Source organism: Bacillus sp. BB081 (assembly GCF_008368895.1).
Classification (GTDB): domain Bacteria; phylum Bacillota; class Bacilli; order Bacillales; family Bacillaceae_G; genus Bacillus_A; species Bacillus_A wiedmannii.
The window spans coordinates 34,719-50,720 of record NZ_QOZX01000077.1 but is presented as its reverse complement, the minus strand read 5'-3'; the positions used below and the strand labels follow the sequence as shown (position 1 = coordinate 50,720).

Below are 16,002 nucleotides of genomic sequence, written 5' to 3'. Positions count from 1 at the left end.
AGTGAAAGTACAAGAAGTAGTAAGGCCTAAGGAAGAAGAGAAAGCCCAAGAAATAGCGAAGGCTAAGGAAGGGGCAAAAGCAAAAGCCCAAGAAATAGCAAAGGCTAAGGAAGAAGCAAAAGCCCAAGAAATAGTGAAGGCTAAAGAAGAAGAGAAAGCCCAAGAAATAGCGAAGGCTAAAGAAAAAGCAAAAGCCCAAGAGATAGCAAGGGCTAAGGAAGAGGCAAAAGCAAGAGAAATAGCCAAGGTTAAGGAAGAAGCGAAAGCAAGAGAAATAGCAAAAGCAAAAGAAGAGTCTAAAAATAACATACAGTCTGCTAAACGTGAATTAACGGTAGTAGCGACTGCATATACTGCTGATCCAAGTGAAAATGGTACATATGGTGGACGCGTTTTAACTGCGATGGGGCATGATTTAACGGCTAATCCGAATATGAGAATTATCGCAGTAGATCCGAAAGTAATCCCATTAGGATCTAAAGTATGGGTAGAAGGTTATGGCGAAGCAATAGCTGGTGATACTGGAAGTGCTATTAAAGGAAATCGTATTGATGTTTTAATGGGCTCAAAAAGTAAAGCTATGAATTGGGGAAGACAAACTGTTAAAGTGAAAATTCTATAATAAATATAGAATATAACATAACGAAAATAAGACTGACATATTCTGTCGGTCTTATTTTTGTATCACAACATCATTAAGAATCGCATCAAATATATCTTTTTGTTTGAAGTTATCTGTAAAAACAGTTTCTCTAGAAACTTCGATTGTATCGTGTGGATTATACCATTTTTGTAATGAATCCTCACTGAATTCATGGCGTATTTCTCTTGTATTATGTCGTCGTATTGTTTCCTCTAATGATAAATCGAAGTAGTATGTATAAGCGTTTCCTTCAAAATAATGTATTAATTCTTTCAACATTTTACCGTATCTACGACTGTTTAAAATACCTTCTAAAATAACAAACTCACATTTTCCTTTTCCGTACTTCGTAATTTCAAATAGTAAATCATGTGATAAATTACCCATCGTGTCGTGTACTCTAAGCATATCTCTACGGACAACATCCTGAGATACCAAAAGTGTACCTTGTCCGAAATGCTCTTGTAGTTGCTTTGCGATTGTTGTTTTACCACTTGCGGAGTTTCCTCTAAGAATGATTAAAGTGGATGTAGTAAGTATAGGATTAGACATAATGAATTCCCCCAGCGTGAATGATTATATAGAAGATTTTAACAAATGAAGTAAAGAAAGTGTATACTCAATATGATGGATATTTAAAGGAGGGGGCTAGATGGAAGATACATTAAAGAATACACACCCTATATAGAAACGGACATGGTTTCGTTATTTAGGGGTATTTATAATTGTTCAATTACTATTTATTATTTGTCAGATTACAGGATGGGCACCAAATTTTAAGCCAAGTGGAGAGTTTTTAAATAGAATTTTACATTCCTGATTTTTCACGGAATGGTTCACTCTATATGAAATTCCTCATTTTAATGTGTTTACAGCTCTTTTTGCGATTACATTGTTACCATATGCACTAATAGGTGCAATGAATGATGTCACAACAAGAAAAAATATAAATAATTAAAAAGAGGTACTATATGCTATTTCAAAAAGATAATATATCGATTAGATACGTAATAGAAGAGGATGCACCAATCATTTCAAAATGGTTAACAGACCCAGAAGTCTTGCGGTATTACGAAGGACGCGATAATCCGCAATCTGTAGAAATGGTACTGAATCATTTCATACATAATCCAAATAGTCATGAAAAAAGATGTTTAATAGAGTTTGATGCTGTTCCAATTGGTTACATACAAATGTACCCAATTGATTCTGAGTGGAAAACATTATATGGCTATGAAGAATCACAAAATGTATGGGGAATGGATCAATTTATCGGAGAGCTGACTTATTGGGGAAAAGGAATTGGAACGAAACTCGTTCAGGCAGCAATTACATATATTATGGAGAACAGGGGAGCAGAAGCAATCGCAATGGATCCGAAAGTAAATAATGAACGTGCGATAAAATGTTATGAAAAATGCGGCTTTAAAAAAGTGAAGATATTAAAGGAACATGAGCTGCATGAGGGGAAATTAGAAGATTGTTGGATGATAGAATACAAACAAAGGGAGCTGCGCGAAATGAAAAAAGCATTACTAGTAATTGATGTGCAAGCAGGTATGTATACAGCAGGAATGCCAGTACATAATGGGGAAAAGTTTTTAGAAATATTGCAAGAGCTTATTGGGGAATGTCGTTCAAATGATATTCCAGTTATTTATGTACAACATAACGGACCAAAAGATCATCCGTTAGAAAAAGGTACAGAGGGCTGGAAAGTGCATGAGGCGATTGCTCCGCAAAAAGGGGATCGTATCGTTGAAAAGACGACGCCAGATTCTTTCCATAAGACAAACTTAAACGAAGTATTACAAGAAAAAGGCATTGAACACGTTATTATTTCAGGAATGCAAACAGAGTACTGTGTGGATACGACAACGCGAAGAGCGTTTAGTGAAGGTTATAAAGTAACGTTAGTGAGTGATGCACATAGTACGTTTAATACAGACGTGTTACGTGCGGAAGACATTGTAAAGCATCATAATGTAGTGTTTGGAGCGTTTGCTAATGTTGTTGCGTTAAAAGATTTGAAAGTGACTGCCTCTAAATAAGAGGCAGTTTTTTATTATAAGATATATTAAAAAAATTGTTCTTATAATTTCACATACCATAACATAATGAAAATACACAAAAGGAGCACCACATAATTAAAAAGGGCGCTCCTGCATCAAAATGTTATTTCTTCTTATCTTTATCCAATACATTCTGTTCTTCAGCAAATTCCGTACCATATGCAAAGCGGCGATTAATATGAATGTTATCGTTGTTGTGCCTTGTGTGTGAGTTAGAAAAGCGATGAACGATTACTTCAGATAATGTAAAGACAGTAGCGGAAAGGAAACTCCCCCATGCAATTTGCATGTAATTGTCTAATAAAATATTACCGAAAATCCATACGCTTAAATACGTTAGTAAGAAATCCGACATAATGGCACCGGTATTGCCTATTCGGTTTAATATGATTTTATCGACGAACATATAGGAAACGATTGTAACAAAGAGACTAAATGAAATAATTTGGACGAACGTTGCAGGGAAAAATAAAGCGAGTCCAATACTAAATGCGATAATGCACGATATAAATTTGATAAGTACTACAGTAAAACCATTCAATATTTACACCTCCGATTTATACATAGTTTTACAATAAATTTAGGAGTTCATACATTGTAACGAATATATTTACATAAAACTTTTTCATGTTCATTTTTGTCTAAATATTAAAAAAATAAAGAAAAAATGTTATAGTAAAATGAGAGTATATGACATTTTTAGGTAAGGGGGAATCCATGATGTGGATTACTTCAGAAGTAGAAATTCCAGAGGAGTTAATTGATCATCTTGAACAAGGAAAGTTAGTACTATTTGTTGGAGCGGGAGTTTCTATGAAAGGGAAATCAAACTTACCGAATTTTGATGATCTAGTTGATGAGATTGCGAAAACGTTATATGTAGAAACGCGTGAAATAACAGAACCTCATGATTATTATCTTGGTAAAATTGCGAAAACAAAAGATATACATCAAGTTGCAAGAGATTTAGTTCATATTGAAAAATCAAAGCCGAATCCGCTTCATTATGCAATTCCGAGGTTGTTTCCTTTAGATACGGAAGTCCGCATTGTCACGACAAATTTTGATCGGCATTTTACAACTGCGATGAAAGAAATGAATAGAGAATTAAACGTATATTACGCACCTGCGTTACCTACAGGTAGAGCGTTTAAAGGACTCGCTTACATACATGGCAATATAGAACAAGAGAAAGAAGCTTTAATTTTAACAGATGGTGATTTTGGAAGGGCTTACTTGACCGAAGGTTGGGCAAGAAGGTTTTTAGTTGATTTATTCTCGAATTATACTGTTTTATTCGTTGGATATAGCCATAATGACCCAGTAATGAAATATTTGGCTACTGGTTTACCGCCAAGTACAAGGCGTTATGCATTTGTCGCACAAGGGGAAAATACGTACCATTGGGAGCATTTAGGAATACGGCCGATTGTATACCCGAATAAAGGTAATAATCATCAATCTCTTGTTAAAGCAGTGAAGCGATGGGCAGAATTAATGGGAGATAATTATATTACAAAACGAATGCGAATTCGTGACATAGTAACAGTTCCACCGTCAGTAGAGCAGGAACAATTATCATACATAAAACAATCCATAAAAAAAATTGAAACAGTCCGCTACTTTGTTGAATTTGCTCATGATTATGAATGGGTGGAATGGCTTGAAGCAGAAGGGAAATTACAAAATTTATTTTTAGTTACATCAAACGATAATGAGGTAGATGAATTACTTGCAGAATGGTTGGTGGAACAATTTCTTTTTAGTCATCAAAAAGAATTATTTCAATTAATTTTTAAAAATCATTCTAAAATATCTCCGTTATTATGGAGAACAATTTGTAGCTACTTAAACGAAACGAAAATTAAAATGGACCCGTTGTTGTTTGCAAGATGGACACTTCTTTTATTAGAAACAGCTGAAAAAGATAGTAAATCTATTGAAAAAATTGCTTGCTTACTGCAAAAATGTTCTTTTCCTGAGCATAAAGAAATTGCTTTATTATTACTAACGTTTATTTTGGACGGAAAACTGAAATTGAAGCGGGAAAGAAAATGGGGAAATGATACGCAAGAATCAATAGAACTTGAGGAATCGAGTCGTTTACCAGTGTCTACATTTTCTTATGTGGAGCAAATTTGGAATGAGAAGATGAAACCTCATATTTCCTATTACGCCGTACCAATTATGATGATGGGAATAGAGAAGATGCGAATGTTATCACTACGACAAACGGCACTGAAAAAAAAGGATAAGGAAAATGTTGGAAAAGAGGTTCAGCAAAATGATCTTGCATTTTTAATTCAAATTGTAAAAGAGTGTTTAGCCTATTTGTGTGAAAATAATGAAAAAAAAGCAAATTATTATATTACAGAAATGATAGAAGCAAACAGCATGCTTCAGAACCGAATTGCAATTGATGCGATGAATAAAAATATATTCGTTAGCGCCGATGCCAAAATGAAATGGTTGTTACAGGAAGAACTTCTTTTAGATGTCACGTATAAACACGAAGTTTTTCAACTTATAAAAAATCATTTCGCACACTCTTTAGAAAAAACAAAGGAAGAGGTTATTCAAATTGTATTGAAGGAACTAGCAGAGGAGAGAGCATTTGATGCTTGTTTAGTTTTAGATTTATTATTCACTTGTGATTCGAATAGTCCATCTACAGCAAAAGGTTATGAGTTAATGAAGCAAAAACATCCTCACTTTCATTCTGATCGATATAGTGTACAAAAGAAAGAGACGGCAGATCAAAGTATTACTTGTAATGTAACTGCTGATGGATTATTGCAGTTGAAAGACGATGAAATTATGAAGCAAGTTCGTCAATTTTCTCAAGATGGTGTTTTTGAACAACGCCATTTTTTAGAGATGTTATCGAAAGCATGTAAGTTGAATACAGAATGGAGTATTTCATTTGCCTATCAATTAGTTGGTATGCACGAAATAAGTAATGAAGTATGGTTTGTTTGTATTAGAGAGTGGCGAAATAATCGAGGATTGACAAATGAACAAATCCAAAAAGTAATTCCGCTATTACAGAAATTTGTTAGAAATACTGCTTTTCATTGGTTAATTAGTAGCTTTCTATATGAGATTAGTAATCGATTAGAAGAGTTAGAGGAAAATAGTATACGCAATGTGAAACGTTTTGCTTTTTCGGTATTCCCTCAAGTAATGAAAAGTGATACAGATTTTAAACTTGGAAAACAAGATTTTTACAATGAATCAATCCAGCATCCTGTTGGGAAAATGACAGCTGTATTATTAAAACTGTTATCATATGATCATTTATACGATCGTAATGTATATGAATATTTATTTTTATTTGAAGAACAAGTAAGAGTTAGTAAAGAACGGACAAATTTTATGTTAGCTCGTTTAGTAGCGGATATAACATTTCTTTATCATATTGAGAAACAATGGTGCCGAAAATATTTGCTACCGTGCTTAGATTTAAAGAAAGAAAATGAGATTACGAAATATGCATGGGCAGGCTTATGTTACACGCAAATCAATTTACCTTTATTTACAGAGATGAAGCGATTTATTAAGTATGCGGTAGAACATTTGGAAGTATTGCATCCGCATACGAGGGAAGCTTTCTTGAAATGGCTTAGTTTTGTATTTATTAAATGTGTACTGTATTGGGAGCAAAAAACGGATTGGCTATACCCATTGCTTATACAAGAAAATGAAGAAAATAAAATTAAATTTATGCAGTTTTTATGCTATTACGTCAAAACGTTAAGTGCAAAAGAACAACAAAAATTTTGGGCATCTTGGCTCAGTGTATTTTTGCGAGAGCGACCGAAAATGGGTGAAATTACAGCTAGAGAATATGTAATGCTTTTGCGTATTATTTTATTTATGGATGAAATAGTAGAAAGAGGATTATCTATAATAAAAACATTTTCAGGTTTGGTTGGAAAAGGGAATCAAACGGAGTTAAAACAGTTGTTTAATGAAATACTTGAAAAGACAGAGAGTATAAAAATGTATAAAGAATTGTATGCAAATGTATTTTTCACTTTACTACAAACGCTTCAAGAAGCCGATTTACTTGAAACTGAAATCATTCAAATAAAAGAAATATTAATCCAGTATGGAGTAGAAAAATATGTATTAAATGCAATAGATAATGAGATAATTCGCATCGGAATTGTTATGGATAATTTACAAGAAGAAATGTAGGGCGGAAGTGGAATTTTAAAAAAAATATAAAAAGTTGTTGACAGTGTTTTAAAAAGCGTTCTATAATACGAATCATACTTATTCAATTTCAAAAACATTTGAATAAACAAAGTGCAATGAAGAGATCACAGTAGTGGTTAATCTTACTGTAACAGAGAGCTGGTGGTTGGTGTGAACCAGTACAGGGATAATCATGAATTACAGTCTTGGAGCATCTTTTTCGTAGTAAAGATAGTATTGTCTTTATGAAGAAAAAGCGGTCAATTGATCGTTAACAGTGAAGAGAGGTAGACGGAAAGTTAGTCTACAACTAGGGTGGTACCGCGATAAATATCGTCCCTACTGATTTATTCAGTAGGGACTTTTTGTATTTTAGTGGTCTAACTTGAAAATTAAATATATATGCGTTGAAAGGAAAAGCAGTAGTTGTTGTTTCCCTGTAACAGAGAGCTGGTGGTTGGTGCGAACCAGTACAAAAACAAGAGCGAATTACAGTCCTAGAGCATCTTTTTCGTAGTAAAGATAGTATTGTCTTTATGAAGGGAAAGACGGTCAGATGATCGTTAACAATGAAGAGAGGTAGACGAAATAAGTCTACAACTAGGGTGGTACCGCGATAAATATCGTCCCTACTGATTGGATCAGTAGGGATTTTTTGTACAAAAAAGTGGGTTTTGATTGAGTTGATAGTGTCCTTATAGTAAGTATTCGTTTAAAATAAGAAGAGGTATCGATTCCACTTAAATTTTGTATAATTTATCAGTTCAGAAAATAGAGAATTTTTCATTCTCTTACTATACTTTTAAAACATTAGAGGAGGATTTCCAAATGGCAAATCATGAATTAGATCAATTACGTAAACAGGTAGATGAAATTAACTTACAACTATTACACCTTTTAAACAAACGTGGTGAAATCGTTCAAAAAATTGGGGAACAGAAGCAAGTACAAGGTACGAAACGATTTGATCCAGTACGTGAGCGTGAAGTGCTTGATATGATCGCAGAGCATAACGAAGGACCATTCGAAACGTCAACAGTTCAACACATTTTCAAAACAATCTTCAAAGCTAGCTTAGAATTACAAGAAGATGATAACCGTAAAGCATTACTAGTATCACGTAAAAAGAAACAAGAAAATACAATCGTTAATGTAAAAGGTGAATTGATTGGAAACGGAACACAAACGTTCATCATGGGACCTTGTGCGGTAGAAAGCTTAGAGCAAGTTCGCCAAGTAGGGCAAGCGATGAAAGACCAAGGTCTAAAATTAATGCGCGGTGGTGCTTTCAAACCAAGAACATCTCCATACGATTTCCAAGGTTTAGGAGTAGAAGGATTACAAATTTTACGCCAGGTTGCAGATGAGTTTGACTTAGCGATCATTAGTGAAATTTTAAATCCGAACGATGTTGAAATGGCATTAGACTACGTTGATGTAATTCAAGTTGGTGCACGTAACATGCAAAACTTCGATTTATTACGAGCTGTAGGTAAAGTTAACAAGCCAGTATTATTAAAACGTGGATTAGCAGCAACAATTGATGAGTTCATTAACGCAGCTGAGTACATCATTGCACAAGGTAACGACCAAATTATTCTATGTGAGCGTGGTATCCGCACATACGAAAGAGCGACACGTAACACATTAGACATTTCAGCAGTACCGATTTTAAAGAAAGAAACACATTTACCAGTAATCGTTGACGTAACGCATTCAACTGGACGCAGAGATTTATTATTACCAACAGCGAAAGCAGCGCTTGCAATTGGCGCAGATGCAGTAATGGCTGAAGTACACCCAGACCCAGCGGTTGCATTATCAGATTCTGCACAACAAATGGATATTCCAGAATTCCATAGATTCATGGATGAGTTAAAAGGTTTCAAAAATAAATTATCTTAATTCCATATCATATATGCGCTGAAGAGGAAACAGTAGTGCTTATCTCACTGTTAAAGAGAGCTGATGGTCGGTGTGAATCAGTACAAAGATAAGCATGAATTACAGCCTTGGAGCATCTTTTCCGCCAACTTTTGGAGGGGAAGACGGTCAAACGATCGTTAAAGAAGAAGAGAGGTAGACGATAGTTGTCTACAACTAGGGTGGTACCGCGATAAACATCGTCCCTACTGAGCGCTCAGTAGGGACTTTTTTGTACAAAAAAATAGTAAAGGGGCAAGAGAAATGAGATACATTACAGCTGGAGAATCACATGGACCGCAGTTAACAGTTATTTTAGAAGGTGTACCAGCAGGTTTAACATTAACAGCGGAACATATTAATAAAGAATTATTAAGAAGACAAAAAGGGCACGGACGCGGAAGACGCATGCAAATAGAAACTGATACAGTTGAAATTGTAAGTGGTGTTCGTCATGGGATGACACTTGGCTCACCAATAACGTTAATCGTTAAAAATGATGATTTCAAACATTGGACGAAAGTAATGGGTGCAGAGCCAATTTCGGAAAAAGAAAGTAAAGATATGAAACGTACAATTACAAAACCACGTCCAGGACATGCGGATTTAAACGGCGCAATTAAATACGGACATCGTGATATAAGAAATGTACTAGAGCGCTCATCTGCAAGAGAAACGACAGTTCGTGTAGCTGCTGGTGCAGTTGCAAAACAAATTTTGAAAGAATTAGGCGTAGAAATTGCAGGGCATGTTCTTGAAATTGGTGGGGTACAAGCGAAACGAATTTCAAACTTACCAATAGAAGAAATTCAAACGATTACTGAAAATTCACCAGTTCGATGTTTAGATAAAGAAGTAGAACAAGAGATGATGGATGCGATAGATAACGCTAAAAGTAGTGGGGATTCAATCGGCGGTATTGTTGAAGTCATTGCAGAAGGTATGCCAATAGGTGTTGGTAGTTACGTTCATTACGATCGTAAATTAGATGCAAAACTTGCTGGTGCAATTATGAGTATTAATGCATTTAAAGGTGCTGAAATTGGCGTTGGTTTTGAAGCAGCAAGACAGCCAGGAAGTAAAGTACACGATGAAATATTATGGGATGAAGAAAATGGATACACGAGAAAAACGAATAATGCCGGCGGTTTAGAAGGCGGTATGACAACAGGAATGCCAATTGTCGTAAGAGGAGTTATGAAGCCAATACCTACATTATACAAACCGTTAGCAAGTGTTGACATTGATACGAAAGAAGCATTCCAAGCGAGTATTGAAAGATCTGATAGTTGTGCAGTACCAGCAGCAGGTGTAGTAGCTGAATCTGTTGTAGCATGGGAACTTGCACATGCACTAGTCGAACAATTCGGAAAAGATCGTATGGATTTAATTCAGCAAAACATTACGCAACATAATAAATACGCAAAAGAATTTTAATAAAAAGGTGGTTTTAACATGCAAGTGAAAGATCAACTCTCATCATTACAACCATATAAACCAGGTAAATCACCTGAACAAATGAAAGAAGTGTACGGAGATCATTCATTTGTGAAATTAGCATCAAATGAAAATCCATTCGGCTGCTCACCACGTGTTTTAGATGAGTTGCAAAAATCGTGGTTGGAACATGCTTTGTATCCTGACGGAGGTGCTACAACGCTCCGTCAAACAATTGCAAATAAGTTACATGTTCAAATGGAACAAATACTTTGCGGTAGTGGTTTAGATGAAGTCATTCAAATAATAAGCCGTGCAGTACTTAAAGCAGGAGATAACATCGTAACGGCTGGTGCAACATTTCCGCAGTACCGTCATCATGCAATTATTGAAGGTTGTGAAGTGAAAGAAATCCCTTTAAATAACGGTATATACGATTTAGACGAAATTTCGTCAGCAATAAATAATAATACGAAAATCGTATGGATTTGTAATCCGAACAACCCGACAGGCACATATGTGAATGATCGAAAATTGACTCAATTTATTGAAGGTATTAGTGAAAATACGTTAATTGTCATTGATGAAGCGTACTATGAATACGTAACAGCAAAAGATTTCCCGGAGACATTACCGCTTTTAGAAAAACATAAAAACATTCTTGTACTTAGAACATTTTCTAAAGCGTACGGATTAGCTTCTTTCCGCGTTGGATATGCAATTGGACAGGAAGAGCTAATCGAGAAATTAAATGTCGTACGTTTGCCATTTAACGTATCTTCATTAGCGCAAAAAGCAGCGACGATTGCTTTTGGTGATGACGAGTTTATTGAGGAAATAGTTCGTGTGAATACAGAGGGATTACAACAATACGAAATCTTTTGTAAGGAAAATGAAATCCCGTTTTATCCATCGCAAACAAATTTCATCTTCTTGCCAGTTGAGAATGCTGGGGAGATTTATGAAGCTTGTGCACACGCAGGATTTATTATACGTCCGTTCCCAAATGGTGTCCGTATTACAGTCGGAACAAGGGAGCAAAATGAAGGAGTGATTTCAGTGTTAAAACAACACTTTGAAAATAAAAAAAGAAAGTCTCGAGATGAGGAAAATGCATAAAAAGGTAGTTTTAATTGGAACTGGTTTAATCGGAGGCTCTCTCGCATTAGCAATTAAGAAAGAGCACGATGTAACGATAACAGGTTATGATATTTTTCAAGAACAAGTAGAGCGTGCAAAAGAATTACACGTAGTAGATGAAGTAGCGGTAGATTTACAGCGTGCATGCGAAGAGGCGCATTTAATTGTTTTTGCTTCTCCAGTTGAAGAAACGAAGAAGTTATTACACAAATTAGCGTCATTTCGTTTAAGAGAAGATGTGATTGTAACCGATGTTGGTAGTACAAAAGGAACGATTATGAATGAAGCGGAAGCTTTATTTTCAAAGGAAGTATCTTTCATTGGTGGACATCCGATGGCAGGTTCTCATAAGACTGGAGTTGAAAGTGCAAAAGCGCATTTATTTGAAAATGCATTTTACATTTTAACGCCGATGAATCATGTGCCAAATGAACATGTGGAAGAACTAAAGCGTTGGTTACAAGGAACAGGATCTCATTTTCTCGTTTTAAATACGGAAGAACATGATTATGTAACAGGGATTGTTAGTCATTTTCCGCATCTTATCGCAGCAGGATTAGTGAAACAAGTGGAGAAACATGCAGGAGATAATCCACTTATTCATCAACTAGCTGCCGGAGGGTTTAAAGACATTACACGTATCGCATCTAGTAGCCCAAAAATGTGGAGTGATATTGTTAAGCAAAATCGTGAGCATTTAATGGTATTATTAAAAGAGTGGATCTCTGAAATGGAAGATTTATATGATACAGTTTCTACCGGAGATGCAGGCGAGATTCAAAACTATTTTGCAGACGCGAAAGAATACCGTGACTCTCTACCAGTACGAAAGAGAGGGGCAATTCCTGCCTATCACGACTTATACGTCGATGTTTTAGATAAAGTAGGGGCATTGGCTCATATTACGAGTATTTTGGCACGCGAAGAAATTAGTATTACGAACTTGCAAATATTAGAAGCACGTGAAGGGTTGCTTGGGGTATTACGTATTAGCTTCCAAAGAGAAGAAGATCGTATGAAAGCAAAGCTAGTGCTTGGAGAAGAAAAATACCAAACTTATGAAACAATTTAAATGAGAAGGTGAAAACGTGAAGGAAAGATCGATACAACCTGTTAATAACGGATTAAATGGCAACATTACAATTCCAGGAGATAAATCCATTTCACACCGTGCTGTCATGTTCGGCGCGATTGCAGAGGGAACAACAACAATTAAAGGTTTCTTGCCTGGTGCAGACTGTTTAAGTACGATTTCTTGCTTTAAAGAAATGGGAGTAGACATCGTGCAAAACGGTGATGAAGTCACTGTAGTTGGTAAAGGGTTAGAAGGATTACAAGAACCGAAAGCTGTATTAGATGTTGGTAATTCTGGTACAACAATACGTTTAATGTCAGGAATTTTGGCAAATACACCATTTTTCTCTTGCATACAAGGTGATTCATCTATCGCGAAAAGACCGATGAAACGTGTAACAAATCCATTAAAACAAATGGGTGCAATCATTGATGGCCGCGAAGAAGGAACGTTTACACCATTAACAATACGTGGTGGAGATTTAAAAGCAATTGAATACACTTCACCTGTAGCAAGTGCACAAGTAAAGTCAGCTATTTTACTTGCAGGACTTCGAGCAGAAGGTGTAACAGCTGTTACAGAACCACATATTTCACGCGATCATACAGAAAGAATGCTTGAAGCATTTGGAGTTAAAGTAACTCGCGAAGGAAAAACAGTGAAACTTGCAGGTGGGCAAAAGTTAACAGCAACAGACGTTCAAGTGCCAGGTGACGTATCATCAGCAGCATTTTTCTTAGTAGCAGGCGCAATCATTCCAAATAGTAAACTAGTATTACAAAATGTAGGGATGAACCCAACTCGTACAGGTATTATTGATGTTTTAGAGAAAATGGGTGCTATGTTCACTGTAGAGCCAATTAACGAAGGATCATCAGAACCAGCAGCAAACATTACGATCGAAACATCTTCATTAAAAGGAATTGAAATTGGCGGAGATATTATCCCAAGATTAATCGATGAAATTCCTGTTATCGCTTTAGCGGCAACGCAAGCAGAAGGAATTACAGTAATTAAAGATGCGCACGAATTAAAAGTAAAAGAAACGAACCGTATCGATACAGTCGTTGCGGAGTTAACGAAACTAGGAGCTCGCATAGAAGCAACTGATGACGGCATGATTATTTACGGAAAATCAGCACTAAAAGGCAATACAGTAAATAGTTACGGTGATCACCGCATCGGAATGATGCTTGCAATTGCCGGCTGTCTAGCAGAAGGAAAAACAACAATTGAAGACGCAGAAGCAGTAGGCGTATCATATCCTACATTCTTCGAAGAACTTCAAAAGTTAGCAAAATAAAGTAATAAAAAGCAGATACGGGATGTATCTGCTTTTTATATTGGATTCGTGTCGTTAAGTTCATATAATTTCATTCGCCGTACTGGAATATTGAGAATTATGGTACAATTCAAACAAGGAATGGAGGAGAAATATATGAACGTTATACGATTAAAAGAAGATAGATTTAGAGAAGCATTACGCTTATCGGAATACGCTTTTCAATATAAAGTTGATGAGGAACGATTGCAGCAACAACTTACAAAGATGAAAGAAAGTCATGAAATATACGGTATTATGGAAGGTGAAGATGTAGCAGCAAAACTGCACCTTATTCCGTTTCATATATACATAGGTAAAGAAAAATTTAAAATGGGTGGCGTTGCAGGGGTAGCGACGTATCCTGAGTATAGAAGAAGTGGATATGTAAAAGAATTGCTTCAACACTCACTTCAAACGATGAAAAATGACGGATATACAGTATCGATGCTACATCCATTTGCTGTTTCATTTTACCGTAAATACGGCTGGGAACTTTGTGCGAATCTCTTTGTATGTCATATGACAAAGAGTGATTTAGTTATGAAAAAACAAGTAAATGGTACTGTGAAGCGTTTCAATAAAGAAAATCATTCAGAAGAAGTCGAGAAGATTTATGAAACATTTGCAGAACGTTTTTCTGGTATGCTAGTTCGCGATGAAAAATGGTGGTTACAAGCTGTTTATGATGATTTAACATTAGCGATTTATTACGATGAAAATAAAAAGGCAACTGGCTACATGCTATATAAAATAGAAAACTACAAAATGACAGTAGAAGAATTTGTTCCGCTGCATAATGAAGCACGAAATGGTCTGTGGAACTTTATTTGTCAGCATGATTCTATGATTAAAGAACTTGAAATGACAGTAAGTGAAAACGAACCGTTATTATATACACTGCAAGAGCCACGAGTGAAGGCAGAAATAAAACCATATTTTATGGGCAGAATTGTAGATGTGGAGCAGTTCTTAAAACAATATGAGTTGAACTGGAACAATGCACAGCAAGAAGTAATTTTACATATTACAGATTCATTTGCTCAGTGGAATAACATAACAGTAAGACTAGCGAATCATGAAATAACAATTATAGAAGAACCAATGGATAAAGGAATCAAACTAGGTATAAATGCACTATCGACAATATTGTTTGGATACAAACGCCCATTAGAACTCAATGAACTTGGATTAATTAGCGGAAGTGAAGAAGAAGTACGAGCTTTTGAGAATATAGTTCCAGTACGTAAAGCATTTATTTATGATTTCTTTTAAGTTATAAATAGAAAATTGAGCTGTCCCAAATAAAATTTTGGGGCGGCTTCAAATTATATTGTCAGTTTTTTTCGGTAAGTCGATATATCTTGAAAATCGCGGATATAATTTTTTCACAAACAAGGGATTAAAAACGAACCGATACTGGTCACGCACTTGACTTTTAATCCATGTAATTTATAATTAAAAACGGAATGAATTTTCATTCCTGAAAATAGAGGTGGAAAAAATGGCTAAAAACAAACAAGAGGATATTTTTGATGCTGCGATACAACTTTTCGCAGAGCGTGGTTACGATGGTACGACAATTCCAATGATCGCTGAAAAAGCAAAGGTCGGTGCGGGTACTATTTATCGCTACTTTGAAAATAAAGAGGCGCTTGTTAACTCATTATTTTCAAAAAGTATGTTAGAGCTTTCTGAAATGATAAAAACGGATTTTCCTGTTGAAGCAAATATTCGTGAACAGTTTAGTCATACGTACAACCGTTTATTTGAATTTGCGAGAAACAATGTAGACGCTTTTTTATTTACAAATTCTCACTGCGATAGTTATTTTCTTGACGAGCAGAGTAAGAAAATATTTGACGATTTTATAGGCTTCTTTATGAATATTATTGAAGATGGAATCACAAAAGGTTTTCTTCGTCCATTGCCTCCAGTTGCTTTAATTATTATTGTATATCAACCGCTAGAAAAACTAACGAAGGTAATTGCAACAGGGCAGTTAGAATACTCAAAAGAATTAGTAAAAGAATTGGAAGAAAGTTCTTGGAACGCTATTAGAATCATTTGATTCTATAGCTTATAAGTATAGGAATGAATATTCATTCCTGAATAGATTTGAAAAAAGAAAGTAGGAGAGGATATTTGTGCAACTAAGGGAATGAACATTCATTCCGGAAAGAGTAGTTTA

The 16,002-nt window shown here is 35.5% G+C and carries 12 protein-coding genes, 2 pseudogenes and 3 other annotated features; of the genes and pseudogenes, 12 read left to right on the top strand and 2 right to left on the bottom strand.

Translation table 11 applies throughout. The annotated features are described in order from the left end of the window. Positions 1–622, top strand: a 622-nt coding sequence (locus tag DN394_RS24575; protein WP_255258670.1) for a 3D domain-containing protein, incomplete at its 5' end; no start/stop codon positions are given. A 51-nt stretch (positions 623–673) separates the two neighbouring features. On the opposite strand, the gene DN394_RS24570 is transcribed toward DN394_RS24575, so the two are convergent. Next, positions 674–1,195, bottom strand: a complete 522-nt coding sequence (locus DN394_RS24570; RefSeq protein ID WP_149294342.1) for a kinase — start codon at positions 1,193–1,195, stop codon at positions 674–676. A 100-nt stretch (positions 1,196–1,295) separates the two neighbouring features. Between DN394_RS24570 and DN394_RS24565 the strand changes: the two are divergent. The 3 genes and pseudogenes from DN394_RS24565 to DN394_RS29555 all read left to right on the top strand — a co-directional run bounded on the left by DN394_RS24565 (position 1,296) and on the right by DN394_RS29555 (position 2,694). Next, positions 1,296–1,601, top strand: a pseudogene (locus tag DN394_RS24565) (YfzA family protein). A gap of 13 nt (positions 1,602–1,614) precedes the next feature. Then, positions 1,615–2,148 (top strand): annotated as a pseudogene (locus tag DN394_RS29560) (GNAT family N-acetyltransferase); the annotation flags it as partial. A gap of 15 nt (positions 2,149–2,163) precedes the next feature. After that, positions 2,164–2,694, top strand: a complete 531-nt coding sequence (locus DN394_RS29555; RefSeq protein ID WP_243707039.1) for a cysteine hydrolase family protein — start codon at positions 2,164–2,166, stop codon at positions 2,692–2,694. A 124-nt stretch (positions 2,695–2,818) separates the two neighbouring features. Here DN394_RS29555 and DN394_RS24555 read toward each other — a convergent pair whose 3' ends face one another. Beyond that, positions 2,819–3,256, bottom strand: coding sequence for a YndM family protein (locus DN394_RS24555; RefSeq protein WP_001013096.1), 438 nt, complete (start codon positions 3,254–3,256; stop codon positions 2,819–2,821). A gap of 179 nt (positions 3,257–3,435) precedes the next feature. Between DN394_RS24555 and DN394_RS24550 the strand changes: the two genes are divergently transcribed. The 8 genes from DN394_RS24550 to DN394_RS24515 all read left to right on the top strand — a co-directional run bounded on the left by DN394_RS24550 (position 3,436) and on the right by DN394_RS24515 (position 15,882). Further along, positions 3,436–6,915 (top strand): DUF4020 domain-containing protein, encoded by a 3,480-nt coding sequence (locus DN394_RS24550; protein ID WP_179953665.1) that lies wholly within the window; start codon positions 3,436–3,438, stop codon positions 6,913–6,915. Between the two features lie 107 nt (positions 6,916–7,022). Then, positions 7,023–7,259, top strand: a binding site (T-box leader). A 54-nt stretch (positions 7,260–7,313) separates the two neighbouring features. Further along, positions 7,314–7,549: a binding site (T-box leader), on the top strand. A gap of 194 nt (positions 7,550–7,743) precedes the next feature. Then, positions 7,744–8,820 (top strand): bifunctional 3-deoxy-7-phosphoheptulonate synthase/chorismate mutase, encoded by a 1,077-nt coding sequence (locus tag DN394_RS24545; RefSeq protein WP_001273578.1) that lies wholly within the window; start codon positions 7,744–7,746, stop codon positions 8,818–8,820. A 9-nt stretch (positions 8,821–8,829) separates the two neighbouring features. After that, positions 8,830–9,049: a binding site (T-box leader), on the top strand. 53 nt (positions 9,050–9,102) lie between these two features. Continuing rightward, on the top strand, positions 9,103–10,275 hold the full coding sequence (aroC, locus tag DN394_RS24540; RefSeq protein WP_001269422.1) for a chorismate synthase: 1,173 nt from the start codon (positions 9,103–9,105) through the stop codon (positions 10,273–10,275). Between the two features lie 18 nt (positions 10,276–10,293). Further along, positions 10,294–11,394 (top strand): histidinol-phosphate transaminase, encoded by a 1,101-nt coding sequence (gene hisC / locus DN394_RS24535; protein WP_097918347.1) that lies wholly within the window; start codon positions 10,294–10,296, stop codon positions 11,392–11,394. Further along, the gene (gene tyrA, locus DN394_RS24530; RefSeq protein WP_097918378.1) at positions 11,387–12,487 is read left to right on the top strand and encodes a prephenate dehydrogenase; all 1,101 of its coding nucleotides are present in this window, start codon (positions 11,387–11,389) and stop codon (positions 12,485–12,487) included. Before hisC ends, tyrA begins: the two co-directional genes overlap by 8 nt. Positions 12,488–12,503: 16 nt before the next feature. After that, positions 12,504–13,793 carry a 3-phosphoshikimate 1-carboxyvinyltransferase gene (gene aroA, locus DN394_RS24525; RefSeq protein WP_149294339.1) on the top strand — a complete coding sequence of 430 codons (1,290 nt, stop codon included), beginning with the start codon at positions 12,504–12,506 and terminating at the stop codon, positions 13,791–13,793. Between the two features lie 135 nt (positions 13,794–13,928). Beyond that, on the top strand, positions 13,929–15,086 hold the full coding sequence (locus DN394_RS24520) for a GNAT family N-acetyltransferase (RefSeq protein WP_141545453.1): 1,158 nt from the start codon (positions 13,929–13,931) through the stop codon (positions 15,084–15,086). Positions 15,087–15,315: 229 nt separating this feature from the next. After that, on the top strand, positions 15,316–15,882 hold the full coding sequence (locus DN394_RS24515) for a TetR/AcrR family transcriptional regulator (RefSeq protein WP_001107287.1): 567 nt from the start codon (positions 15,316–15,318) through the stop codon (positions 15,880–15,882). Positions 15,883–16,002: the final 120 nt, after the last annotated feature.

Bases quoted from the DNA above. Each gene is read 5' to 3' on its own strand.
- hisC (WP_097918347.1), top strand. From the start codon at position 10,294: ATGCAAGTGAAAGATCAACTCTCATCATTACAACCATATAAACCAGGT.
- aroC (WP_001269422.1), top strand. From the start codon at position 9,103: ATGAGATACATTACAGCTGGAGAATCACATGGACCGCAGTTAACAGTT.
- DN394_RS24515 (WP_001107287.1), top strand. From the start codon at position 15,316: ATGGCTAAAAACAAACAAGAGGATATTTTTGATGCTGCGATACAACTT.
- tyrA (WP_097918378.1), top strand. From the start codon at position 11,387: ATGCATAAAAAGGTAGTTTTAATTGGAACTGGTTTAATCGGAGGCTCT.
- DN394_RS29555 (WP_243707039.1), top strand. From the start codon at position 2,164: ATGAAAAAAGCATTACTAGTAATTGATGTGCAAGCAGGTATGTATACA.
- DN394_RS24550 (WP_179953665.1), top strand. From the start codon at position 3,436: ATGTGGATTACTTCAGAAGTAGAAATTCCAGAGGAGTTAATTGATCAT.
- DN394_RS24545 (WP_001273578.1), top strand. From the start codon at position 7,744: ATGGCAAATCATGAATTAGATCAATTACGTAAACAGGTAGATGAAATT.
- DN394_RS24520 (WP_141545453.1), top strand. From the start codon at position 13,929: ATGAACGTTATACGATTAAAAGAAGATAGATTTAGAGAAGCATTACGC.
- DN394_RS24570 (WP_149294342.1), bottom strand. From the start codon at position 1,195: ATGTCTAATCCTATACTTACTACATCCACTTTAATCATTCTTAGAGGA.